Source organism: Maribacter sp. (genome assembly GCA_020629415.1).
Lineage (GTDB): Bacteria > Bacteroidota > Bacteroidia > Flavobacteriales > Flavobacteriaceae > Maribacter > Maribacter huludaoensis.
Window position 1 is genome coordinate 20,801 of record JAHDDL010000013.1, and the last position, 25,862, is coordinate 46,662.

21 protein-coding genes and 1 tRNA gene are annotated in these 25,862 nt (G+C 34.9%); 8 read left to right on the forward strand and 14 right to left on the reverse strand.

Going from position 1 to position 25,862, the window contains the following annotated elements:
• Positions 1–37 precede the first annotated feature (37 nt).
• Positions 38–1,138: a phosphotransferase enzyme family protein gene (locus tag QZ657_RS07220; protein ID WP_291961845.1), complete on the forward strand. Its 1,101-nt coding sequence runs from the start codon at positions 38–40 to the stop codon at positions 1,136–1,138.
• Position 1,139: 1 nt separating this feature from the next.
• Here QZ657_RS07220 and QZ657_RS07225 read toward each other — a convergent pair whose 3' ends face one another.
• The 6 genes from QZ657_RS07225 to QZ657_RS07250 all read right to left on the reverse strand — a co-directional run bounded on the left by QZ657_RS07225 (position 1,140) and on the right by QZ657_RS07250 (position 6,552).
• Positions 1,140–1,706, reverse strand: coding sequence for a TlpA family protein disulfide reductase (locus QZ657_RS07225; protein ID WP_291961847.1), 567 nt, complete (start codon positions 1,704–1,706; stop codon positions 1,140–1,142).
• 366 nt (positions 1,707–2,072) lie between these two features.
• A complete protein-coding gene (locus QZ657_RS07230) occupies positions 2,073–2,315 on the reverse strand; it encodes a hypothetical protein (RefSeq protein WP_291965905.1) in 243 nt (80 codons plus the stop codon).
• 36 nt (positions 2,316–2,351) lie between these two features.
• Positions 2,352–2,906 (reverse strand): hypothetical protein, encoded by a 555-nt coding sequence (locus QZ657_RS07235; RefSeq protein ID WP_291965907.1) that lies wholly within the window; start codon positions 2,904–2,906, stop codon positions 2,352–2,354.
• 39 nt (positions 2,907–2,945) lie between these two features.
• A complete protein-coding gene (locus QZ657_RS07240) occupies positions 2,946–3,215 on the reverse strand; it encodes a hypothetical protein (protein WP_276470624.1) in 270 nt (89 codons plus the stop codon).
• A 9-nt stretch (positions 3,216–3,224) separates the two neighbouring features.
• Entirely contained in the window at positions 3,225–3,401 is a 177-nt protein-coding gene (locus QZ657_RS07245) for a hypothetical protein (protein WP_291961851.1), read from the reverse strand.
• A 535-nt stretch (positions 3,402–3,936) separates the two neighbouring features.
• Positions 3,937–6,552 (reverse strand): M14 metallopeptidase family protein, encoded by a 2,616-nt coding sequence (locus QZ657_RS07250; protein WP_291965909.1) that lies wholly within the window; start codon positions 6,550–6,552, stop codon positions 3,937–3,939.
• A gap of 282 nt (positions 6,553–6,834) precedes the next feature.
• Between QZ657_RS07250 and QZ657_RS07255 the strand changes: the two genes are divergently transcribed.
• Positions 6,835–8,568, forward strand: coding sequence for an ATP-binding protein (locus QZ657_RS07255; protein ID WP_291965911.1), 1,734 nt, complete (start codon positions 6,835–6,837; stop codon positions 8,566–8,568).
• 354 nt (positions 8,569–8,922) lie between these two features.
• On the opposite strand, the gene QZ657_RS07260 is transcribed toward QZ657_RS07255, so the two are convergent.
• Positions 8,923–8,996: transfer RNA gene (locus QZ657_RS07260), tRNA-Ile, on the reverse strand.
• A gap of 134 nt (positions 8,997–9,130) precedes the next feature.
• Entirely contained in the window at positions 9,131–9,535 is a 405-nt protein-coding gene (gene mce / locus QZ657_RS07265) for a methylmalonyl-CoA epimerase (protein WP_291965914.1), read from the reverse strand.
• A 65-nt stretch (positions 9,536–9,600) separates the two neighbouring features.
• On the opposite strand from mce, the gene rbfA reads away from it, so the two are divergent.
• Together rbfA and QZ657_RS07275 are read left to right on the forward strand one after the other, a co-directional pair.
• Positions 9,601–9,993 carry a 30S ribosome-binding factor RbfA gene (gene rbfA / locus QZ657_RS07270; RefSeq protein ID WP_058104613.1) on the forward strand — a complete coding sequence of 131 codons (393 nt, stop codon included), beginning with the start codon at positions 9,601–9,603 and terminating at the stop codon, positions 9,991–9,993.
• Positions 9,994–9,997: 4 nt separating this feature from the next.
• Complete coding sequence (locus QZ657_RS07275) at positions 9,998–11,203, forward strand: ABC transporter permease (RefSeq protein ID WP_291965917.1); 1,206 nt, start codon at positions 9,998–10,000, stop codon at positions 11,201–11,203.
• On the opposite strand, the gene dusB is transcribed toward QZ657_RS07275, so the two are convergent.
• Positions 11,200–12,198: a tRNA dihydrouridine synthase DusB gene (gene dusB, locus QZ657_RS07280; RefSeq protein WP_276470613.1), complete on the reverse strand. Its 999-nt coding sequence runs from the start codon at positions 12,196–12,198 to the stop codon at positions 11,200–11,202. The genes QZ657_RS07275 and dusB overlap by 4 nt on opposite strands.
• 206 nt (positions 12,199–12,404) lie before the next feature.
• Between dusB and QZ657_RS07285 the strand changes: the two genes are divergently transcribed.
• Genes QZ657_RS07285 through QZ657_RS07295 form a run of 3 tightly spaced genes read left to right on the forward strand, consistent with a single transcriptional unit; the run spans position 12,405 to position 14,750 of the window.
• Positions 12,405–13,187: a prolipoprotein diacylglyceryl transferase family protein gene (locus QZ657_RS07285; protein ID WP_291965921.1), complete on the forward strand. Its 783-nt coding sequence runs from the start codon at positions 12,405–12,407 to the stop codon at positions 13,185–13,187.
• Positions 13,159–14,553 (forward strand): radical SAM protein, encoded by a 1,395-nt coding sequence (locus QZ657_RS07290; RefSeq protein WP_291965922.1) that lies wholly within the window; start codon positions 13,159–13,161, stop codon positions 14,551–14,553. The genes QZ657_RS07285 and QZ657_RS07290 overlap by 29 nt, the downstream gene beginning before the upstream one ends.
• Positions 14,550–14,750 (forward strand): hypothetical protein, encoded by a 201-nt coding sequence (locus QZ657_RS07295; protein ID WP_291965924.1) that lies wholly within the window; start codon positions 14,550–14,552, stop codon positions 14,748–14,750. Before QZ657_RS07290 ends, QZ657_RS07295 begins: the two co-directional genes overlap by 4 nt.
• Positions 14,751–14,753: 3 nt before the next feature.
• Here the strand turns inward: QZ657_RS07295 and QZ657_RS07300 are convergent, their stop codons facing one another.
• Positions 14,754–17,153, reverse strand: a complete 2,400-nt coding sequence (locus QZ657_RS07300; protein WP_291965926.1) for an outer membrane beta-barrel family protein — start codon at positions 17,151–17,153, stop codon at positions 14,754–14,756.
• A gap of 110 nt (positions 17,154–17,263) precedes the next feature.
• Positions 17,264–19,666: an outer membrane beta-barrel family protein gene (locus QZ657_RS07305; protein WP_291965928.1), complete on the reverse strand. Its 2,403-nt coding sequence runs from the start codon at positions 19,664–19,666 to the stop codon at positions 17,264–17,266.
• 201 nt (positions 19,667–19,867) lie between these two features.
• Here QZ657_RS07305 and lepA point away from each other — a divergent pair, with 201 nt between their 5' ends.
• Positions 19,868–21,664, forward strand: a complete 1,797-nt coding sequence (lepA, locus tag QZ657_RS07310; protein WP_291963739.1) for a translation elongation factor 4 — start codon at positions 19,868–19,870, stop codon at positions 21,662–21,664.
• 1 nt (position 21,665) lies between these two features.
• Here lepA and QZ657_RS07315 read toward each other — a convergent pair whose 3' ends face one another.
• Genes QZ657_RS07315 through QZ657_RS07325 form a run of 3 tightly spaced genes read right to left on the reverse strand, consistent with a single transcriptional unit; the run spans position 21,666 to position 25,828 of the window.
• The gene (locus QZ657_RS07315; protein WP_291965930.1) at positions 21,666–22,430 is read right to left on the reverse strand and encodes a LytR/AlgR family response regulator transcription factor; all 765 of its coding nucleotides are present in this window, start codon (positions 22,428–22,430) and stop codon (positions 21,666–21,668) included.
• 10 nt (positions 22,431–22,440) lie between these two features.
• The gene (locus QZ657_RS07320) at positions 22,441–23,448 is read right to left on the reverse strand and encodes a sensor histidine kinase (RefSeq protein WP_291965932.1); all 1,008 of its coding nucleotides are present in this window, start codon (positions 23,446–23,448) and stop codon (positions 22,441–22,443) included.
• 13 nt (positions 23,449–23,461) lie between these two features.
• Positions 23,462–25,828, reverse strand: a complete 2,367-nt coding sequence (locus QZ657_RS07325) for an outer membrane beta-barrel family protein (RefSeq protein ID WP_291965934.1) — start codon at positions 25,826–25,828, stop codon at positions 23,462–23,464.
• Positions 25,829–25,862 lie beyond the last annotated feature (34 nt).

The window sequence follows — 25,862 nt, forward strand, 5'->3', positions numbered from 1 at the left end:
TAATTGTTAATTTGACCAACCAACATTGTTACAAATTATGAGCAAGTTTTCAATACCTTTAAAGTTTGAACTTCAGTGCTCTATAATGACTAAAGAATCTATCCAAAAAATAATTGCCAAGTTCAACCTTAACACTGGTTCGTTGCAATACACCCCATTAACGAACGGACTTATAAACGACACCTATTTAGTTACCAATGACGATGACCAGCAATACATTCTTCAGAAAATAAACACTCACGTATTTAAGAATGCTGATGTTCTAATGGATAATATACAATTTGCTTTGCCTTTTCTTTCTGCAGAAGATTATGCTCATATTACTTTTCTTAGTACGTTATCAGGTAAGAATCATCTAGTTCAAGATAATGATTTCTGGAGAATGATGACCTACATACCCAACAGCTCCACTTACAATACAACAACCCAAACTTCTACCGCTTTTGAAGCAGGACGCATTGTTGGCAAGTTTCATCAGCTCATGCAACATGCAGATACGACACTATTTAATGATACCTTGCCCAAATTTCATAATCTAAATTTTAGAACACAAGAGTTTCAAGAAACACTACGGAAAGCTGAAACGCAAAAAAAAGAAATTGCCCACATTGCCATTAAAAAGGCGCAGTCATTTCTTAAAGAACTTCAGAATTTAAATACTAGTATTTTACCTGTTAGAATTTGCCATAACGATACAAAACTGAATAATATTTTATTCTCTAAATCAACAAAAAAAGCATTGTGTCTTATTGATCTTGATACGATTATGAAGGGCTATTTCTTCTATGATTTTGGTGATGCCATTAGAACTGTAGTTAACCATGCACCTGAAGATGAGCAGAACCACGAACTCATTTATTTTAATGAATCATTATTCAAAGCCTTTGTAGATGGCCTAGCTGCTAACGGACCAATATTTACTTCCGCAGAAAAAGAGAGCCTACCCTTAGGTGCCGTTTTTATGCCATTTATTCACGGTCTACGGGCACTTACGGATTATCTGAATAACAACAAGTATTACAAAGTAACTTACGAAAACCAGAATTTAGACCGTTGCCAAAGTCTATTTGATTTTGCGGAAAAAGCGTTGGCAAAAAAAGAGTTTATGAGCAATTATATTAAAAAGGTCCTAGTCTAATTTATTTTGAAACTAAACGGTCTAACAACTCTCGTACTTTTGTACCGTTCCAATCTGCGGCACCGGTTTCTTTTATTAAAATTTTTCCGTTGGCACTGATTACAAAGTTGGTAGGAATGCTATTTTCTTGCAGTATTAAAGGAGCTTGCATTTGTGGGAAATAGATAGGTAGCTCATAACCCCTCTTTTTAATAAACCGCTGCACAGTTTCTGGTTCTTCATGGGTCAAAAGTATAAAATTGACTTTGTCCCCGTAGTCTTTATATAACTCTTGAATTCCCGGTAATTCTGCTATACATGGCGGACACCAAGTTGCCCAATAACTGATAAAAGTAACCTTGCCTTTACCTACTGATATGTTTTGTGAATTACCCTGTAAATCGACAACAGCATATTGAAATGGAGCAACCTCATTCTGGTCTTCTTCATCTTCAACACTAGGAGACCAAACAGCAACTTTAAGCTTATTGATCGCTACCTGTATAGGTGTTCTTGTCTGCGGAATCAACAGTAGCAAAATGAACACCACAAATAGGATATCGCTTATTTTTAATTTTCGCTTTCTCATATAAAGACTAAGTTGAAGTATTTGGGGATTATTTACAGGGAATTTCAATTTGTGCTACAAAATGGTACTATATTACCAGTAATTCATTTAAATTAAGTCTCAAACAGAACTATTGTTCAATTTAAAAGATAATCATGTGTTATTCCGCTCTTGCAAATATCCATTCAAAATTACTCCAAATAAAGCAAGCCAAATTAATCGGTACATCCAAATATCAATTTCATAACCGAAGAATCGTCCTGTATCTCCCATACCCCAAAAACTGTATGCGATGGTTATTAAAGCTAATATCATTCCAATAATTGACAGTGTTTTTCTCATAATGCTTAATGTTGTTTTTCTAATTACTGGACTAAAACTTAACCCTTATTTTCTGGAATCTAATTCTTTTTTTAACGTATTCATGTTCTTTACATTTAAAGGAATAATAGTTGATAAAGCTAACGGAACTGCCACTAAAGGAGTAAACCCATCTTGTATAGAAACGTAGATAAAGAAAAGTAAACAGCCTGTTAAAACAATTGCCAAAAGCCACACCATAGTTTTCGCAGCAGTATGTTTTTTAAGCAGTTTCTCATTACTTAATTTAGAAAGTGATTCTTTGTTCATTTTTAATAATTAAGACGGTCTATTAAATAAATCTTGCTATTCGTTACAACGTTTTTGGGTGTTCTTATTCTTCCATTGAATCCAATATTCCTGTAAACCTTCAGGAGTCTTTTTCAGCTTACTGATATCTAAAGATTCTCCGGGCAGTAAAAGAGAACTCAACTCCGTTTTTCTTCTAAGTAATGAAGGAGCGTGATTCCACCCACCAACATGATCAAAAGATGTATAGGCGTCGCATTTCGTAAGCACAGTAACAAATGGAATCTTAAGCTTATACGTCACCTTACCAGAACCCATACCTTCGGTAGACATATCTATGTTCGTAAAGTCTACTTTTACGTACTTATTCTTAGAATAGAGTTCCTTTAATTTATCCCCAACTTTGGCAGACATGGTGTTAGAAAACTGATGAGCAACATCTGACCCATCTATAAATTCTTTGCCATAAAAATTGCCAAAACAGCCATCATCTGTACATTCAATACTAACCGTAGTTTGTACTTGAGTTTTCACTGTTACTTTTTGAGAATAGGCAGCATGAGATACGCAAACAGAAATAAGAAATACTTGTATATTCTTTATAAATCTCATTTCTCTTGGGTTATTTTCAATGAATCTACTCAAAGAAAACTACTCAGCCGTTTCTTCTTTAGACTTATTGTACTTAGTGAATTCTATCTTTTTATCCTCTAAAATCTTATAGAACCTACGGTGACTAATTTTAAGGTCTTTAGTGATTTGAGCTACCTTTTTCTTTTTCTTCTTGTACAATTTAATCTCTGCCGTTACAGCTTTGTTGAAGTAATATTTTTGTAACGCATCTACTACTTCTAATTCGGTTTTGCTGCTAGTACTAGTCAACAATTCTATCTCATATTTTATTTGTTGTAAGCCTTTCATGCCTCTGAGTTATTTTTCTGGAACTGGGTCAAAAAACCTGGTTTTCAGATGCTCATACTTTTCTAAATCTTCTAAAGAATGATTGCCATAATCATTGGCGATATCAAATTTTACATTGTTGTTTGCTAAAAATGTAGCTACTCTTTCTAGCTCTTCGGGGGAACCTTTAATTTCAATCTTTGCCATTATTTACAAGTGCATTTTATATAGTGCTTGCCTAATTTAATACTATTCTTTGAATTCTGTGCGGTAAAATACCCTCGTAAGGTATATACCTATAAAAGTTAATTGGATTTTTAGAATTATAGCTGTTACGTTACGAATTCAGTAGATTTTCTTGAAAGTAGCGTTAATTGGGGTAAAAAGTAAAGGTTAATTAATTCGTAGTTGTACGTTAATAAAAAAGCCCATTAATAAAGAGCAACACTAATAGATTCTGGGGGAACTTTAGTACACTAATATTAAGGGCTGCTTCAATTTAACATTTTATTGGGAAATACAAAAATCGGTTTTTAGAGTTTAATTGAAGTTCATATCATAAAAACTACTTAAAAAGCAAGAAAGCAGCTATTTAGGCTACTTTCTAAAATCTGAATTTTTATTTCAGTTTTTGTTATAATTAAAAATGCCCACCGAAATTCGATGGGCATTTTTGGTATTTACCCTTTCTGCTATTGAAAGATTATATCACTTTAACCTATGTTAATTCATATACTTGATACTATTCTGAAGCTCCTTCAAAAATAGTGTTGAATATTAGTTTATAGGTACCTCTTGGTTGTGCTCTAAACTGTGGTCTAAATGCGAACAACACAACAGAACCCTTACCGTATGTTGCTTTGACCATAGCTGGTTTTTTAGCAATGTACTTTTTCTCGCCCATTGCCCAGCCACTCATTAAAAGGTCTTTCTCCGCATAGGTGGCAATTACCTCAACTTCTGGAGCAGGTGCATCTTTTATATCTTCTGTACCACCTTCGCCCTTTTTACTTTGCTTATCAATAACAAAGGCACGACTTTTATTAAAGGATACAGCAACGGTATCTTGCATACCAAATGCCAACGGATGCGTGGTATCTATACCTGTCTTGATCAATGAACCCGGTATAAAAAATTCTTTGCTATCTGTACCTTCCGTAGCGTCTTTTAAAGGTAAACCAAATTGCTCTATCACATAATTACTGGCAGCATCAAAAGCCATTAAAATACCGCCATTTTTTACGTAGTTGCTCAAGGCAAGCGAACCTTCTAAACCAATACCACCTGTAAACTTCTCTGGCATTTTTAATGGTGAGTTACCATGTAAAATTGATTTTGCGCGTTGCGATGGTATGATCAGTACATCATACTGCGATAAATCTTTTGTTTGTATGTCGGTATCGTGAAGCGTATCGGTCTCGAACGAATATTCATCCATGATAAAGCGTGTCCACCCTTCATCCATATTGGATACCCAAGATTTATACAATCCTACTTTTGGCGTATGTACCTTGGTCATTTCCACTTTTGGCTCAGCAGATAATCCAACAATATTTAAACCATATTCTGCCGCTAAGTCATGTATAGCTGCACTACTACCTGAAACAATATATGACCCAGCAGGATACTCCGTTTTACCCGATTTAAACGCTGCTTTGGTTTTATGTGCCGTACCGCCTGCTTTTAATACTTTATTGGTCACAGCAACAGATGCATTACTATTGGCACTTAATAGATATCCAAAGGAAGCATTCCCTTTTACGCTACCTTCATAGTACGGTGCAGCATCTATCACTTTTTCTGTAGTTACCTTGAACGGTTCTACAATTTTATCTACTGCAATACCCATTTGCATAGGCAATGTCCAACCGGCTAAATCATAAGGAGTGTCCGGTGGACCGCCTGGATATTGAAAACGCGTTGGGTAATTCTGCTTTTCCATCAAATCCATTAAATACGGTCTAAAGGCTTGTGCAGTGTAAATTACATACGAACCTTTCTCATATTTTTTTCCGTTGATCTCAAAATTCTTAGTGGCCTTTTCAATTTCAATTCCGCCCTTTAACAATACGTTTACCAGGTTTACAGCTTCAAAAGCATCCCACTGCTCTTTTGCTATAACATATGCGAACGGACCTTCCTCTTTTGATTTTTCAATTGCCGAAGCTCCCATTTTATAGATGTTGTACAAGTAGTTGCTCTTACGATCAGCTGCTAAATCCAGAGTTGCCCAAGTTGCGGTCAGCATATAGTCTACGGCATCCCGAAAATGAGATTCGCCACCTTTCCAAGGGTCCGGGTACATAATATCGGTACCATCTGTAGGTGTGCCACCTGCTACCGTTTTCGGTAATTTTTTTGGATCGTAATATCTTGGCGTTGGCGATGTATGCCCAACTTCGGTTAAAATACCGATCATGTTGTGGTAGTAAGGCACGGTACGCCCACCACCGTTCCAAAACATGGTATAAAAGTTATCGGCAATGGCACCTGGCATATTTTCCAATGAAAACCTTTTGGTCATTGCAGAGCCTACTTCACTTACGCCGGCAGTGATTGCCGGGTGTATTCTTGGGTTTACGGGATCTGCATATGGTGGTAATGATATTTTTGTCCAAGATGGTGAAGATTGATGGTGGTTATATACTATCTGCGGATACCATTCATTGTACAAGATCTTCGTTACATTATAAGTTTCTGGCATGGTATTCATAAACCAATCCCTGTTATTATCATGCCCCATGTAATAATGATATAAAACTGGAGGTCTTGACGTCTCATAAGCCGTACCCAAATTCTTCTTGTACCAGTCTACGACAATATCCAACCCATCAGGATTCATTACCGGCATTAATATCGTAATCACATTATCCCTAATTTTTTTAATCTCGGTGGTTTCTGAGGTAGCCAAGGTATATGCAAACTCAGAGGTCATTTGACCGTGCGCCAACTCTGTAGAGTGCATACCGCCGTCTATCCAAACCACTGCTTTTCCTTCCTCGGATAATTTCATGGCTTCTTCGTCAGAAACCTGAACACGGGCAAGTTTGGTACTAATATCTTTCCATTTATCTAAATCTTTTAGGTTTTCCTCACTAGAAATAAACAGAATATACATTTTTCTACCTAGTACCGTAGTTCCAATTTCTACTTTTTTGACACGATTAGATGAAGCGTCTAGTTTAGAAAGATAGTCTTCAATTTGGCTGTAGTCTGCCAATTTATAATCGGCACCAACTTTAAAACCAAAAACGTCTTCTGGTGAAGGTACGGTTTGCGCTATGGTCATGGGCATACACGAAATGGCTAGTACAAGGGTCAGCAATGCCGCCTTGTACCAAGAGTTTTTTGTAGTCATTTTTTGAATTAGTTTGTTTGAACTAGGAAATTAAGAAATAGTAAAGAGTTGCGTAAATCTTACAAACAAAGATTATGTTAAAAGAAATGTTAATTTCAGAGTTCGTGATTTGATGGGGGTGTTTTTGAGGAAATGGTTTATCCAAAATTTAAAAGATTATTTAATAAACTAGTAATATTTAAAAAATAACTCGTTCTAATTAAAAATTCAAATTAAATCAAAGTGTTCAAATCATAAAGATTTAAGATAATTCTACTTAAATTTATTTAAAGAATTCAATACATGAATATAGAAAAATTAATAGGACTAAAAGAGTCCGAAGACAAAGTTGAATTTAAGGAAGCATCAGGAGGAAATATTTCATACAATGGAGGTGGCAAGGTAGATATTTCAAAAAGAAGACGTTGTATCTTAGGGTATGTTATTGCTTTTGCAAATGAAGGAGGAGGTTATCTAGTTTTTGGCATAAAAGAAAGTATTCCACATATCGTTGTTGGCTCAAAACAAAATGAAAATACTACTGGAGAATTAGAAAGTAATATATATAGAGATACTGGTATCAGAGTGCTAACAAAAGAACTTTTCGATCAAAACGGTAAAAGGGTATTAGTTATTGAAATCCCATCTAGACCTATTGGAAGAGTATTTAAATTTGAAGATGTCCCACTTATGAGAGTAGGAGATCAGTTAAAGCCAATGTCAGATGCACAATACCTGAAAATCATTCAAGAACAGGAACCTGACTTTTCGGAAAAAATTTGCCTTGGTTTGACATTAAATGATTTAGACGATGATGCGATTAGAAAGATGAAAGAAGCATATTCAAAAAAGCAGAACAATACACAATTTTTGACTCTATCAAAAGAACAAGTTTTAACTGATCTTAATTTAGTTATAGATGACAAGGTAACTAATGCTGCAGTTATATTATTGGGTAAAAAAAATATTATACGAAAGAATATTCCACAAGCATCTATAATGCTGGAGTATCGAAAAGATGAAGGGAAAATAACATTTGACCAAAGACATTCTTTTTCCGGGCCATTTTTCCTAGAAACAGATTCTCTTTGGGAAAAAATTAATTTAAGAAATGGATCTTTTCCAATACAAGAAGGGCCATTTATTTTTAATATACCGTATTTTAATAATGAAGTTATTCGTGAAGCAATTAATAATGCTATTGCTCATCGAAATTATGGTCTTACCAGTGAAACCGTAATCAAACAGTATGATTCAAGATTAGATATAATAAGCCCTGGTGGATTTCCTGTTGGAGTAAATTTGGAAAATTTGATTACTATTTCAAGTACTCCTAGAAATAGATTATTAACAGATGTTCTTCAAAAAACAGGTATTGTAGAACGTTCCGGTCAGGGAATTGATAAAATTTATTATCAAACATTAAAAGAAGGTAAAAGTGAGCCAGATTATTCAAAATCAGATGCTTTTCAGGTAGAATTACGCTTATCAGCTATTATTGAAGATAAAGCATTTGCATTATTTATTGAATCTGTTCAATCAGAATTAAATGATGATAATAAACTTTCTGTACAAGAAATAATCCACTTAAACCATATTCGCAAAGTCACAACAAACTTTATATACGATAAGAATATAATTAAGCAACTTTTATCTAGAGAGTTAATTGAGCAACGAGGAAAAACAAAAGGTACATATTACGTCTTATCAAAGGCATACTACGAATTTTCAGATGAAAAAGGCAAGTATAGTAAAACCAATTGGGATAAGGATCAAGCATTTATAGTAATTCTTCAACATTTAAAAAAGTTTGAAAAAGCCAAAATGAAAGATTTTGTAGATCTTTTTCAAGGTAGACTTTCGAGAAAACAGGTAAGAATAATTGTCAGTAAGCTAGTAGAAAATAAAGAATTGAAAAAAAGTGGTATTGGAAAAGGTACCTACTATGATATAGGAGAAAATTATATTAAAAGTATGGAGGTCTTAAGTAAGGCTCTACATATAGGTCTACAACAAATGGAAAACAATAAAGAATAATACTCTTTTTGAAAAGACCATAAAGGACCAGAAAAGGACCAGAAAGACATGTAGTCACCATATAAAACTCAGAACATATGTTAATAACTCAGTATTATTGTTGATAAACAGAGGTTTTGAAAAAGACCATAAAACATGAATATTTTACTTTTAAATAGTAATATTTCTTAATGCTAACAAGTGATTGCATATAAAACTAACTCTATTAAAAATCAATTAAGTCAATTGAAAATTTTTTCTAAAAAGATGATTCTATACTTTAACATTGATTAATGAGGTAAGCCTCGAGGTATTATCCTATTAGAAAATAAAAAAACTCCTTTAAATCTAGTGATTTTAAAGGAGTTTTATGTGTGGTCCCACCTGGACTCGAACCAGGGACCACCTGATTATGAGTCAGGTGCTCTAACCAGCTGAGCTATAGGACCGGTAACAATTCTATATGTTGTTCTGTAATATCGTATTTCGATTTAAACCGGTGCTCAAACCAGTTTTTACAAAACCTTCGAATTGCGGATGCAATATTACTACTTATTTTTAACTGTCACAAACAAAATAAAGCTTACTCTTTAATTTCTTGACATAACTCTACCAACACCCCATTTGCAGTCTTAGGATGTACAAAGGCAACTAGCTTATTATCTGCCCCTTTCTTAGGTTTTTCATTCAATAAAGTAAAACCTACAGCTTTTAAGCGTTCCATTTCTGATACGATATCTTCCACTTCAAAAGCTACGTGGTGTATGCCTTCTCCTTTTTTCTCCAAAAACTTGGCTATAGGTCCATTAGGTTCTGTGGCAGATAAAAGCTCTATTTTGTTAGGTCCGGTTTTAAAGAAAGATGTCATTACACCCTCAGAAGCTACCTCTTCTTGTTTATAAGGTGCAACACCCAATAATTTTTCAAAAAGCGCATTAGAATCTTCCATGTTCTTCACCGCTATACCTAAATGTTCGATCTTTTTCATGCCTTATTTACTTCAGAGTGTATTATAGAGGGGTTAAGATACATTTTTCTATGTATTTTTGCAGTATGGAAACGCAAAGACAACGTAAAATAGCTGGGGTCATTCAAAAGGATATTGTAGACATTCTACAAAAGGCCGCTATAGATGGCGGGTTACGTAATACCCTTATTTCCGTATCTAAGGTTTCGGTGACAACAGACCTTTCTATCGCCAAAATTTACTTGAGCATTTTCCCTAATGAGAAAGCTGGAGAGTTAATGGAGGGCATAAAATCTAACCAACCCCTAATTAAACACGAACTTTCTCAACGTACACGTAACCAATTACGCAGAGTACCTGAGTTATTGTTTTATTTGGATGATTCTTTAGATTATATAGAAAACATTGAAAAGTCATTGAAGCGCGAAGAAAACCCAATAGAGAACAGAGATTTGTTACCCAAACGTAAAAAGAGCTGATCGGTTGAACTTTCCTCTCTATATCGCTAAAAGGTATGTGCGTTCTAAAAGTACCCAGAACGCGGTCAACATTATTAATTTTATCACTTTTTTAGTAATAGTCATTGGCTCTGCTGCTCTATTTATTGTATTATCTGCATTCGCCGGATTAAAAACTTTTAGCCTTTCGTTTACCGAATCTTTTGACCCAGACTTAAAAGCTTCACCCATAACCGGAAAGATTTTCAACCTTACTCCTGAACAGGAAGAACGCTTGCAGTCTGTTGACGGACTAGCATTTTTCTCTAAAGAAATAGAAGAAAAGGTATCTCTTGAGCACCGAGGCAAAAACCATATTGCCTATATAAAAGGCGTTGATAGTAATTACACTAAAGTAACTGGAGTTGATAGTACACTCTACATTGGCGATTGGACCATTAACGATACTCAAGTTGTTTCTGGTTTAGGTATTGCCAACATATTAGGGGTAACCATCAACCAGTTTCGGAGTCCTATGCAGATCTATGCTTTTAAACCTGGTAAGGGTTCTATATCGCAACAAAGTATTTCATCGCTCTATAATCAATTGCCCATGGTTATTGGTGGCGTGTATGCCGTAGAGGCTGATTTGGATAATAAATACGTTTTTGCCGATCTGCGATTGACACAAGCTTTATTGGAAAAAGATTCGCTTTCCATTTCCGGTATTAATTTTAAGATGGATGAAGGCGTAGAGCCAAGTGCCGTACGCGCAGAGATTCAATCTATATTGGGTGATGACGTTCAACTAAAAAACAGACAGCAACTGAACAGTACACTCTACAAAATGCTGAATACGGAAAACGTGGCTACGTATCTCATTTTCACTTTGGTACTTATCATTGCCTTATTTAATGTGGTAGGCGCTATTATCATGATGATTTTAGACAAGCAACAGAATTCTAAAACTCTGTACAGCCTAGGTACTACGATCAAAGAATTGCGCCGTATTTATTTTGTACAAGGCATTCTAGTTACCGGTTTTGGCGGATTAATAGGTGTTTTGCTGGGCGTGCTCATTGTATGGTCTCAACTTGCTTTTAGTTGGCTAAAAATAACGGCTACTTTAGCTTATCCGGTAAAGTTTGAATTTATCAATATTGTCATAGTACTGGCAACCATTTTTGTATTGGGCGTTATTGCTTCTAAAATTGCAAGTAGCCGGATCAATAAGAAATTGGTAGACCTCTAAGCATTGGTAAATTGGTGATCGCCGAATTTTTGCAACACCTCATCAAAAGCAGCGAATACCGAAGCAGAATCATCACTGGTTACCATTTTCATTCTATACTCCTTAAAATTAGGAATTCCTTTAAAGTAATTGGTGTAATGTCTTCTTGTTTCAAACACGCCCAAAGTTTCCCCTTTCCAATCTATAGACATTTGTAAATGACGACGCGCAGCTTCTACACGCTCTGCCATTGTTGGGGGTGCTAAATGGGTTCCTGTTTCAAAAAAGTGTTTTATTTCCCTAAATATCCAAGGGTAACCTATGCTTGCACGACCGATCATGGCGCCATCCAATCCGTATTCATCACGCATTTTCATGGCTGTTTCTGGTGAGTTTACATCACCGTTACCAAATACAGGTATGTGCATTCTTGGATTATTCTTTACCTCTCTAATAGGGTTCCAATCTGCACTTCCCTTATACATTTGTGCACGGGTTCTTCCATGTATTGCAATTGCGGCACAACCTACATCTTGTAAACGTTCTGCAACCTCAACAATTTTAATACTACTATCGTCCCAACCTAATCTGGTCTTTACCGTAATGGGTAAATTACTATGCTCTACCATAGCTTTGGTCAAAGAGACCATTAAATCAATATCCTTTAATATTCCGGCTCCCGCTCCTCTAGACACCACTTTTTTTACCGGGCAACCAAAATTAATATCAATGATATCGGGCTTTGACTTTTCTACAATCTCTACAGATTGTAACATACTGTCTAAATTGGCACCAAAAATTTGAATACCTACTGGGCGCTCCTTTTCATAAATATCCAGCTTCATAACGCTTTTTGCGGCATCACGAATCAATCCTTCCGAAGAAATAAATTCTGTATACACAACATCAGCTCCTTGCTCTTTACAAAGGGCTCTAAATGGTGGGTCGCTTACATCTTCCATTGGCGCTAAAAGCAACGGAAAATCAGGTAGTTGTATGTCTCCTATCTTGGGCACTGCTGTCTAATTTTGGGTTGCAAAGTTATATAAAAATACGGGAAGGGCATTACTTAGACTTTTTGATAAATTCTATGGTATTACAGGCTATTATTACTTGTTAAACACTTGTTAGTATAAACGGCGTAAATTAGTGTCCCAATGAAGTATTTATATACGCATCTAAATATATTTCAAATTTTAAATAAAGCTTTGACAATAACTTTATGACCCAAACGCTACTTATTGTCTCGCTACCTTTTGAGCCTATTGTATTTGGTGTAAAATTAAACATGCACCTTATTCTGGAGTACCTAGCTTTTTTTGTAGGGTTTAGATACTATGTATTTCTACGGAAAAAGAGCGCTGATGTCATTTCTTCCAATAACCGACTCTCCATAATCATAGGTGCTATTTTTGGGGCGCTGTTCTTATCAAGATTAGCGGCGTTTTTTGAAAACCCTATAGCCCACATAGATCAAGGTTTGCTTTATAACCTAAACAATAAAACCATAATGGGCGGACTCTTTGGTGGCTTGTTAGGTGTGGAGCTTGCGAAGAAGATTATTGGCGAAAAACATTCGTCTGGAGACTTGTTTACACTGCCTATCATCTTAGGTATTATCATAGGCAGAATTGGCTGCTTTTTAGCGGGTGTTAAAGAGTTTACCTATGGAAAAGAAACTACCTTTTTTACCGGTATGGACTTAGGTGATGGTGTTTTAAGACACCCTATTGCACTATATGAAGTGCTGTTTTTATCCGTGCTTTTCATCATCATCAAAAGGTTACAAAAATTAAATCTTACTTTTAAAAACGGAGATATTTTTAAGCTCTTTATGGTTACCTATTTCTCCCTTCGGTTCGGTATTGAATTTCTAAAACCCAACTCTTTTTATTTCTTAGGGCTAAGTAGTATTCAAATATTATGTCTAATTTGTTTGGTGTACTACCAAAAATTCATCCTACGGGGAATAACATATGTCAGAAAAAAACTATACCTATTATGATTTTACATTAAGCCTATGCCCAGAATGTTTACGTAGGGTAGATGCCAAAATCGTTTTTGAGAACAAGAAGGTGTATATGCTTAAAAACTGTAGAGAGCATGGTAGGTCTAAGGTGCTTATTGCAGACGATATTGAGTACTATAAGAACATAAGGAACTATAATAAGGCTTCTGAATATCCAAAAACGTTCAATACAAAAACACATTATGGATGCCCTTATGATTGCGGACTTTGCCCTGATCACGAGCAACATTCTTGTCTTACGGTCATTGAACTGACCGACCGCTGCAACCTTACCTGCCCTACTTGTTATGCGGGGTCATCTCCCTCTTATGGTAGGCACCGTACATTAAAGGAGATTAAAAAAATGTTAGATGTTATCGTTAAGAACGAGGGAGAACCAGATGTGGTTCAGCTTAGTGGTGGTGAGCCTACCATACATCCTAACTTTTTTGAAATTCTTGATTACGCAAAATCGCTCCCTATTCGGCATTTAATGTTGAATACCAACGGAATTAAAATTGCAAAAGATTTTGATTTTGCGAAACGATTGGCAACTTACGCACCAGATTTTGAAGTGTATTTACAGTTTGATTCTTTGGATGACCATGTACTACAAACCTTAAGAGGGGCAGACCTGGCAGATATTCGTCTACAAGCGTTAGATCACTTAAATCAATTGAACCTTTCCACAACATTGGTAGTCACATTACAAAAGGGGTTAAATGACCATGAAATGGGAAGTACCATAGACTTTGCCCTAAAACAAAAATGTGTGCGCGGCGTAACTTTTCAACCCACACAAATTGCTGGTAGATTAGAAAATTTTGAAGTAGATGAAAACCGTATTACCTTAACTGAAGTACGTAGAAAAATTTTAGAGCAATCGCCCATTTTTGAACCAGACGATTTAATACCGGTACCCTGTAACCCCGATGCCTTGGTGATGGCATATGCTCTAAAATTAGGCGATGAGGTAAATCCGCTAACACGGTTCATTAACCCTGACGATTTATTGAACGAAGGTAAAAACACCATTATTTACGAGCAAGATGAACAACTGCAGGGTAAAATGATCGAGCTTTTTAGTACAGGTAATTCTGTTGAAAAAGCTTCGGAAAATTTAAAAAGTATTATGTGCTGCCTTCCTGAAATTGACGCCCCAGAACTTGGATATGATAACCTGTTTCGCATCATCATTATGCAATTTATAGATGCCCATAATTTTGATGTCCGTGCCATTAAGAAATCTTGTGTACACATTGTAAACAAAGAATTTAAAATCATCCCTTTTGAAACTATGAACTTATTTTATAGAGATGATAAAATAGAACGATTAAAAGAACTACAAAACGAAATGATATGATTTTAGAGGTTGGTAATCTTGATGGTCTCGCTACTTTTTTATTTCTTATAATGTTCGGCCCTGCAACAGTATTTATACTTATAGGAGCTGTCTTGTTTTATTATAAAAAGAAAAAGGCAGGTAAAGTATTTATGATTTTAGCGGGAGTGTATTGCCTAATAAGCCTTGGTATTTGCGGTACCTTGTTATCACAGTAACTATTATAATCGCTTATTTTCGTCAGTATGCTTGTTTTTAGAATTATCGCGAATTTTAGTGTTACCAAACTTATACCTAAAACCGAATACAAATAGTCTACTCTCAGGTCTAGTACTTGTGATATTGTTCTGTTCCAGATAGTTTCTTGTAGAATATGTGTTTCCTTTATTAAAAATATCTTCTATTCCTATTGAAACACTAGCATCCTTGTTCCAAAATGTCTTTCTGAAATTTATACTCAATTTGCTGTAAGATCTAAAACTCGCGTTACCTTGAACATATGGAGAAATATAATTGAACGCCATATCTGCATACAACGATTCGTCTTTTAATAACGTAAAATAATTATTAACACGTAAGTATGTAGTCCAAATAGAATTGTCTATAATGGCATTCGTGTTTATATCAGCAAATTTATTTTGGTTGTAATATTGGCTCACAAAAAAATAAAAATACCAATACGAGGTTAAATATTTAGATACGCTGGCATCTGCACCAAAATTATAATTCGTTTCCAAATTAAGGTACTGTGCTTTAAGAATATTGGTTGTATTATCTTGAATAAATTGCTGTATCTGTTGGTCTGATTTTATACTTGTAAACAAAGCAAACTTAAAGTCCTTATCATACACATAATCAACTTCTATATAACTACGATAAGCTGGTTTTAAATTTGGGTTTCCTTCAAAAATAGAATTTGCCGATAAGTAATATTGAAAAGGGTTTATACTGCTATATCTAGGTCGGGTAATTCTCCTGTAATATTTAACCATGTACGCATTCTTGTCTTTTGTATAGGACATTGAGAAGTTTGGGAACAAATCAAAATACGAATTTTTATTCGCTGATGATAAAATATTAAGGTCTCCATTTGTATCTGTATATTCTGCTCGTAGGCCCGCATTTAACTTCCATTTTTCCCAACTGTTACTAAGGCTTACATAACCTGCATAAATTTGTTCGTCGTAATTGAAAATACCAGAAGCCGTAGGATTTATTTCTGCAAATGATTCATCAAAACCAGATTGTTGAATACTTGACTCCGAGTTTATATTTGCAAATCTTAAGCCCGTCTCTAAGGTAGACTGTTTTGATAACGGTAGTTTTAGGTCTGTTTGGGCGCTAAAAAGGTTTATAATCTGGTCTGAATTTATATTTAAGGTATTCTCAGAAGTATTCTCTGTAAAACCTTCTACAATGTCATTATTTAATTCTTGATTATCCTTAGAATCATAATAGGTAAAGTGGGCGTTTGTTGCTATTTCTGCCCCTTTATCATTCAACTTATGTACCCAATCTAAATAGTTAGATGTGTTATAGGTATCATCGCTTAATATATTGAGACCTTTTAAACGTGCTATTACATCTGCACCGCTACTTTCTATATCTGTTGATGAGGTATAAATTATATTGTTATCTGGTGAAAAACTTGAGGTAGATGAAAAGCTCAGTGTATTTTTTTCATTTAATTCAATGTCTAAAAAAAGATTTAGATTATGACTTTTTCCTTTAGATATAGATTTTTGCTCTGCTGTCCAAATCTCATTTTCTTGTCCGTCTTCAAAAAACGTGGTAGCATCAGAATATCTGGTCCAATCCCTATCATGGCTAAAGCTGTAGTTCGTTGAAAAATCCACTCTTTTACCTTTAAAAAAGTGATCTGTACCTACAGTATGCTTTGGCAGAATACCTTGTGTATATCTATTAAATTTAGCGCCGTTATACCCCGCAACAAGGTTTTTCTTCATTTTAATATCAATAAGTAAACCACCCTCGGCACTATATTTTGCTGGCGGACTCGTAATTACTTCTATAGATTGTACATTACTTGCAGAACTACCACTAAGTAAATTAATTATATCCTCTTCCGGTAGGTTGATCAGCTTACCATTAATCATAATATTTACCTTAGAACTACCATTTACGTACAACCTATTGTTCATTACCATTACACCAGGTGTACGCTTTAAAACATCCCAAATATCGCCATCGGAAATTGCGGTATTTTCAACATTAAAAATATGGCGATCTGCCAATTGTTCTAACTTCGGTTTGTTTTGGGTTACTACGACCTCATCCAATTCTTGAGCACTTTGTAATATAAGCGGTTCTATCTCAATACTACCGGTTATGGAAAGAATTTCACTTTCTACAGTATTTGCTATATAACTAGCTACTATACGGTAGTTGCCTGTGATGACGGACTTAATTTCATAAGCTCCTTGATCATTTGTGACAGTGCCTTTTATAAACTCTCCCTCTTCGCTCAACAAAATTATATTAGCAAGAACAACCGGTGTTTGTTGTTCATCCTTTACAAAACCGCTAATGATAAATTCTTGGGAAAATGCAAAAGAAATTGTAAGACAAAATAGAAACGTTAATAATAAATTTTTAAGCATTTAGTGTTCGTATTCTTACTAAATGTAGGAAAGTAAAATTGAATTATCTTACAATTTATTTAAGTTTTTCTTAACTAAAAAATAAAATGCTGATTATTAACCCGTTATAGTTAATCGAGACGTTCACGTTCTATTTTATCTATATCTCGTTGGTTGTCTTCTAAACGGAAATTACCAAAGTTGTATGTAAAACCAAACTTTACATATTGGGTTTCAGGAACTACTAAATACCTGTTGTCTTGATTTAAATATTTTGAAGATACATAACCGTTATATTTTCCTAATAAATCATTGGCACTTACACTTAATACGGCTCTATTATTAAAAAATGATTTTCTTAACCCCAGGGTTAAATTTGTAGTTTCTTCTTGTATATAGGACCCTTGTAACCAACCTGATAAGAACACCAACCCTAATTCTCCCTTAAAACTACCGTCTTTAGAAAGCGTAAAATAATTGGTTAGATCTATATAAGCTCCGTTAAACTTATTTTTATAGGAATATTCATTGCTTTGCAACGCAATAAAAGACTCTTCTTCATGAAAAAGAGAAATATAACTGTACAAGTACCAATTGTTAGTGATAGACTTACCATAAGTAAAATCAAACCCATAAGAGTTGCTTTCTAAAACATTCTGCGTAATATCCCTTAAAACGAAATTATCATTGTCCTGAAAGGTCAGTGTAGATATATACCTACCGTTGTCTCGATAATAGAAATCAAAATAATACTCCTGATTTAGAGTATAGTTCAAATTAAAATTATGGCTAAAACTAGGGGTTAGATTAGGATTACCTTCTTCAAAAGTACGTTCATTGATATAGGTCCTAAACGGATTTAAATCTTCATACCTAGGGCGTTCTAACTTTCTAGAATAATCAAAAGACAAACTGTGATTGTCGTTAATGTTATGTAATATGTAGAAAGATGGAAAAAGTTCAAAATAATCAAGGTCGTTAATGCTTGATACATTAACAGATACCCCAGAACTTTCTGTTTGTTCTACACGCAAGCCTGTTTTTATACTCCATTTTTCCCAATCTTTAGATAGGCTAAAATAACCTGCATACACCCTTTCATCGTAAGTGTAATCATCGGACAAATTAGAAATAAATTCGGTGCCATCATTCTCTAAAAAATAATCCAACCTACTTTCAGAATCAATAAAAGAACCTTTTACGCCTGTTTCAAAAAATACACTACCCAAATAATCAGTATAATCTATTTGAGCGGTCTTTATTTCTATCTGTTGATCGGCAATGGTAGAGAAATTAAAATCGCGTAGAAATGAGCCGTTTGGTTGAAAATAATCTGAGTTTACATCTTGATTTCGGTCTAAATCAAAATTTGTGTAGTGTGCATTTACAGTTAAATTTCCTTGGTCTTTAAACTGATGTTTAAAAGTAAGGTCGCCCGAAACATTATGCTTTTGTTCGCTTAAAAAACTATTTGTGGTAAAAAGGGAATCCAATACACCAGATGCATTTTTAATAGTAGTTTCCTGAAAAAAATCAGCATCCTTTTTTGGTTGATACTGTGCGTTGCTTGTTAGACTTAGCGTGTTCTTATCATTAAATTCATAATCTACTGATACTCCTGCACTATGGGTATTAGTGCGTATTATTTGATCAAAATCTGTATCCCACACAGAAGTAATACCGGTAATATCCATAAAATTGGTATTACTCAAAGTATTCTTAAATTCCTTTTTAGGTGTATAATTATAGCTTGCGTTTACGTTTAACCTTTTAGTCTTATAAAAATGTGATGTTCCAAAATTGTACTTGGGAAAAACACCTTGCGTATACCCGGCATTTACATTGCCTTTATAACCAACAGATACATTTTTACTGGTAACGATATTTAAAATTGATCCACCCTCAGCATCATAACTTGCTGGCGGATTATGAATAACCTCCACAGATTTTATATTCTCACCCTGGTAATTTTCCAACAAGCTTTTAACCTCTTCTGAAGACAGCTGCACTTTACGATCATTGATATAAATTGTAGTGGCTTGATTTCTCACTTTCAGTTCATCATTCATCATAATGACTCCAGGTGTTTGACGAAGAATATCCCAAGAACTGTTCTGAGAAATAACGGTGTTTTCTACATTGAAAACAATTCGGTCCACTTCTCTTTTAACTACAGGTTTATTGCTGGTAACGGTTACCTCATTAAGTTGTTCTGCTTGTTGCTCAATTATAATAGCTCCGATCTTAGTGTCCTTTATAATTTCTATTGCCAAATCATTAGATACTTGACCTACGTAAGATGCTTTTAGAAAATAAAGTCCTTCTTTAATATCTGTAAATAAAAATGCACCGTTTTCGTCAGCAGAAGTGCCTTTGGCCAAAACAGAATCTTTAGCCGTTACTAAAAAAACAGAGGCAAATGCAACTGGTTCTTGATACTGATCTTTAACCTCACCTTTAAGTTCAAAGGTTTGTGAATGCGCAAATTGAGAAACACCAATGATGAAAAATAAAATAGCAAGAAGTAGTTTCAATGGTAATTTGGGGTTGATTATCAAATCTAACTAAAAACGTCGTAATTTTTTACAATATATGTAATCCAAACTAATCTATGCAACAATAAATAGCTTACTACACTAAAGTTTAGCGCTATAAATTAGATTATATTTGCAATTGCTCTTTGGTACCGGGCGTTATTCCTGGTATAAATTAGCATTATTATTACTGTTACCGCTATGAAAAACATTAGAAATTTTTGCATTATTGCACATATTGACCATGGGAAAAGTACCTTGGCAGATAGATTGTTGGAGTTTACCGGATCTGTTACCGACCGAGAGAAAAAAGAACAACTTCTGGACAGTATGGACCTTGAAAGAGAGCGTGGTATCACCATAAAAAGTCATGCCATACAAATGGATTATATCTATAAGGGGGAACATTATATTTTAAACTTGATAGACACCCCAGGCCATGTAGATTTCTCATATGAAGTTTCTAGATCCATTGCAGCATGTGAAGGTGCGCTTTTGGTCGTAGATGCCGCACAGAGCATACAGGCACAGACTATTTCAAATTTATATTTAGCATTAGAGAACGACCTTGAAATTATACCTGTTTTAAACAAGGTTGACCTACCAAGTGCCAACCCAGAAGAAGTTACAGATGATATCGTTGATCTTTTAGGTTGTGATGCAGAGGAAGTTATACCTGCATCTGCAAAAACCGGTATTGGCATAGAAGAAATATTAGCGGCAATTATTGAGCGTATTCCTGCTCCTACGGGCAACCCGGACGAAGCCTTACAAGCTTTGGTCTTTGATTCTGTTTACAACCCTTTTAGAGGTGTTGAAACCTATTTTAGGGTCATTAACGGTGAAATTAAAAAGGGACAAAAAATAAAGTTTGTAGCAACCGATAAGGATTATTTTGCGGATGAGGTAGGTACTTTGAAGTTGACCCAAGAGGTTAAAAAAAGCGTTAAAGCCGGTGATGTTGGTTATTTGATTACCGGAATTAAAGATGCGCGTGAAGTTAAAGTAGGTGATACGATAACCGATGCGGCCAACCCAACTAAAAACCCTATTGGCGGATTTGAAGATGTAAAACCAATGGTATTTGCCGGTATTTATCCTGTAGATACAGATGAGTTTGAAGAGTTACGTGCTTCAATGGAAAAATTGCAGTTGAACGATGCTTCTCTTGTTTTTGCTCCAGAAAGTAGTGCTGCACTTGGTTTTGGTTTTAGATGTGGTTTCCTAGGAATGCTACACATGGAGATTATTCAAGAGCGTTTGGAACGAGAGTTCAATATGACGGTTATAACCACGGTACCCAATGTTAGTTACCATGCTTATACACGTAAAAACCCTGATACCCCAATTATAGTCAATAATCCTACGGATTTACCCGATCCGTCTGGTATAGACCGTGTTGAGGAACCTTATATTAAAGCTACGATTATTACAAAATCTGACTTTGTTGGTAACGTAATGTCTTTATGCATAGAGAAAAGAGGGCAAATTACGAACCAAACCTATTTGACGACCGAACGTGTTGAACTAAATTTTGACATGCCTTTAGCGGAAATTGTTTTTGATTTTTATGATAGGCTAAAAACGGTTTCTAAAGGATATGCTTCATTTGATTATGCTCCTATAGGTATGCGTACCTCTAAATTAGTACGTGTAGATATTCTTTTAAACGCCCAACCGGTAGATGCCCTATCTGCATTGATTCACGCTGACAATGCCGTTCATATTGGTAAAAAAATGTGTGAAAAGCTAAAAGAACTGATTCCTAGACAACAGTTTGATATTCCTATTCAAGCTGCAATCGGCGCAAAAATTATCTCTAGAGAGACTACAAAAGCTTTACGTAAAGATGTAACCGCTAAATGTTATGGTGGTGATATCTCTCGTAAACGTAAGCTTCTAGAAAAGCAGAAGAAAGGTAAAAAACGTATGCGACAAGTTGGTAACGTAGAAGTGCCACAAGAAGCTTTTATGGCGGTATTAAAGCTGAACGATTAACTTACTCTAACCACTTTCTAAAATCTGAAGTGGTAGAGGTACTGGTCATTGCTTTTTCTTTACAGCCTTTAATGGTTATAAGTAAACGGTTTTTAAAATGGCTCTCTATTTGTTCTATATAATCAATATGTACTATTTGACTACGATTGATTTTAAAGAACTTATTGGGCGATAGTTGTTGTACTATGCTGCCAATGGTTTGTGATATGGGGTGTCGTTTACCTTCTTTGTCAATGGCGATGCAGAAATCTCCTGAAGCTTCAATCAAACTAATTTCAGAAGTGTTCAATAATTGAATACCATTGGGACGCTTTATTACAAAACGCTTCTTATAATTGGTCTGCTCTTCTTGCAACGCAAGTTTTAATGCATTTAAAGTTTCGTTGCTCAGCTTACTATCATATTCGCCCTGCTTGAACAGAGACTGATATTTTTCCAGAGCTTTTATGAAATCGGTATTTGTATATGGTTTTAAAATATAGGCAATTCCGTTTGTATTGAATGCCTGAAACAAATAATCGTCATAAGCCGAACAAAAGATGATTGGGCAACTTACCTCAACGGCATTAAACAAATCAAAAGAAATACCGTCTAACAATTTAATATCAGACAAGATAAGGTCGTACGTATTAGCTTCTAAAAGCGTTTTACCTTCTGCAATTGATCTTGCCCAATGATTTGTTATATCATTATCAAAAAACGTTTTAAGGTGACTTAATAGTTTCTGGTATGCGGGAATTTCATCCTCTAAAATTAAAAGTGTCATATGCTTCCAATTAGTTCCTTAATTTAATTATTGGGATCGAAATCTTAAATTCCTTTTCACTTTCCTCAATTTTAGGCACCTTTTTGGAGAGTAATTGATATCTTGCTTTTAGGTTGATGAGTCCCGTGCCCAAACTATCCTTCGGTGATGCAAATTTTAATTTGTTGTTTGTAACTCTCAACCAATTCTCATCAATATCAATACTAGTAAGTATTTTATTTTCTCCACTTGCTTTGTTATGTTTTACTACGTTTTCTAATAACGTCTGTATAGCACCGGTGGGTAAAAATTTATTGGAAAAATCAATGTTCTTATGGATATGAAAACTATAATCATCCCCAAATCGGGTTTGTATCAGAAACATATAATTATCAGCTAAGTTCATTTCTTCAGATAGCTCCATGACCTCGGCATCTTTTGTTTGAATCAAGTATCTATAGATTAGTGAAAGACGATTTATATATTCTTTTGCCTTATTGGCATTACTGTCTATTAAAGCATCTAAAGTGTTTAGATTGTTAAATAGAAAATGAGGGTCTAATTGCGAACGCAAAAGCTTAAGCTCATTTTCCTTCTGTTGTTTTTGAATTTTTACAACCTGTGTTTGGCTTTCATAAAACTTCTTTGTCAACAAAATCCCCAAAGGAATACCTACATTATCCGCCCCGGCAAAAAGACCGTCCAATAATGCTCTGTGCCAAACCGGGTATGTTCTGCAATCATTTTCACATGACCAATACCCCGCAAGATTTTCTATAAAACCTGTAACGGTCAAGATTACAATTGCCAAACTAATGAACAAGAAATAGTTTGTGTTCTTCAATAAAAAATTTGGCAACAACCAATACATAAATAGCCCAATGGCAATGCATGCCATAATTATGTATGTTGGAATATCAACTATAAATTCTAACAGGTCATTACCATAAACATAATATTGCCAAAAATTAAGAAGTGATGTTACGCCTATAATGACACCCAGCAATATGAAGTCTGACTTATTTAGTTTCGTGTTCATTAACTATACTGTATTAATTATCTTGTTTAATACGGTTTTGTTCTTCTTTTGAAGCGTTCTCTCGCTTATTGTTTTTTCCGAATTTTGAACCAAAACTATAGTTCAATTGTAAAAATACATTGTTTCTGGCCCAATTAGAAACGATGGTTGCATCTACATTATCATACCTTACAGTACCTGTAAAAGGTCTTTGTATCAACTCTTCGTACTCTAAACTAACCTTTAATTTGTCATCAAGAAAACTTTTACTAATGGCAATATCAATACCTGCCATCCAATCATATTCAATAATACCTTCTAAACCTCCAGAGGTGTAATATCCGGATATTTCTGAATTGATTTCCCAGGGCAATTCATATTCAGCGCTCGTAAACCAGGTAATGCTCCACTTAGATAAATCTAGCTCAGGATCTAGATTTTCTGATGCGTAACGATTATGATTGGCAATTACACCTGTGTAACCGTCTAATCCGTTAATAAAACTTAAGGGTGCAAATAGGCTAAAATTCCAATTTTTGTTCTGTGCCAAATTGATCATTGTTCTAGAAGTCTCGGCAGATGCATCGTTTTGGGTTATGATTTCAAATAATTGATCTGAGGTTTCTCTATAACTTATATTAAAGAACGGTTGGTTTTCATACGTCAAATTAAATTGATAGCTGTTGGTAAAGGCAGGTTTTAGATTGGGGTTTCCTTCTTCAAAAGTAAACGGATCATAGAAATACACGAAAGAATTTAGCGAGCTGTAAGACGGTCTGCGAATTCTATAACTGTATGCAAGGTTAGCACTGATTTCTTCGGTAATTTCTCGGCTTAGGCTAGCACTTGGAAATAGCTTTGATATTTTTCTTGTTCTTGTTTCCCCAGTAGTGGTTGCAGTACCCTGGGTATCACTTTCTTCCCAACGCAATCCGCCAGAAAAACTCCACTTATCAACTTTTACGTTTAATTTAGAATACAACGCCAAAATTGTTTCGTCTACCAAGAACCTGTTGCTCTCTGCCGGTTGAAACTGAAAGACACCTTCCTCATCTTCTGTAAAAGATTGCAGATCACTATCTGATGCTACATCTGAAAATTTAGCTCCGGCATTCCAAGAGAAATTCTCATTTACCGTTCGTTTATAGTCAGCTTTATATGTATTTATTCTATAGGCTGCATCTTGAAAGTAACGCCTATTATCATAAGGTAATTCTGATGTACCTACCTGAAATAAATTGTTTTCGTTATCATACCCATAATCAACAAAATTGTAATCAAGTACCAGTTTGTTTTTATCATCCTTAAATTCGTAATATGGGTTTACGGTATAAATACTTCTGTTACGATCAAAACTATTATCGGTTAACAAGCTAATCTCTGATGAAGCACTTGATATGGTGGTATTGTTATTGGAAACCCGATCAGAATCGCTGTTGACTATTCTACCACTAACACCAACTGAATGCTTGTCTGACAGATAATAGTCAACACCTGCACCAATATTAATGATTATGGGGTCAAAAGCAGATTTTGAGGTTTGTTCATAAGTATCTTCAAGAACTTTACGAGAAAGTGTTAAATCATCTCTAGAAGTAGATTTTCTATATCCCGCACTTAATTGCCAATTAAGTTTATTTTTATAACTAGCGACTGAAGCACTAGTAGCATATTCAAATCTGTTCTCATAGCCTAACATTTGTTTTACATTACCATGTGTACCTAATTTTACGTTATTCTTTAGAATGATGTTTAAAATTGGTCCTGCCCCTTCTGCATCGTATTCCGAACCTGGTTGTTGTATTAATTCTACCTTAGAAATATTGTCTGCGGGCAAATCTCTAAGTAAGCTCGCCGTATCCATATAATCCGTAGTCTTGCCGTTTATGAGTATTCTAATATTACCTTGGCCGGCATAACTTACATTACCGTTGGTCAAAATAATACCCGGAACTTTTTTTACTACATCCTGTAGGTTGGTATTCACCATATCCGAGTTTTCAAGATTTACAATAAGCTTTTCTGCCGTTTGTTTTATTTGAGGTCGTTTACTTTTTACCACGACCTCATCTAAATTTTGGGTTTCTTCTTGTAAAGTAAAATCTACTTCCAAATCTGATCCTAATAATTGAAGTTCTTCAGATTTTTTAGTTTCAAAGCCCAATACCGATACTTCTATAACATAGGTGCCATCTGCGATGTTTTTAAATTCATAAACTCCAATATCATTACTAATAGCCCCGGTTACCGGCTCTTCTTTTCCTAATTCATAGAGAATGATATTGGCGAAAGAAAGTGGCTCTTTTGATGTGTCCGTAATTATACCGTTAATTGAATTTTGAGCAATTGAGCTAACTGTGATTAAAAGCGCTACTATTAGAAAAGCAAATCTTAATTTCATGACTGGTCGTTTTTTTATTGGATTTAATTGATAT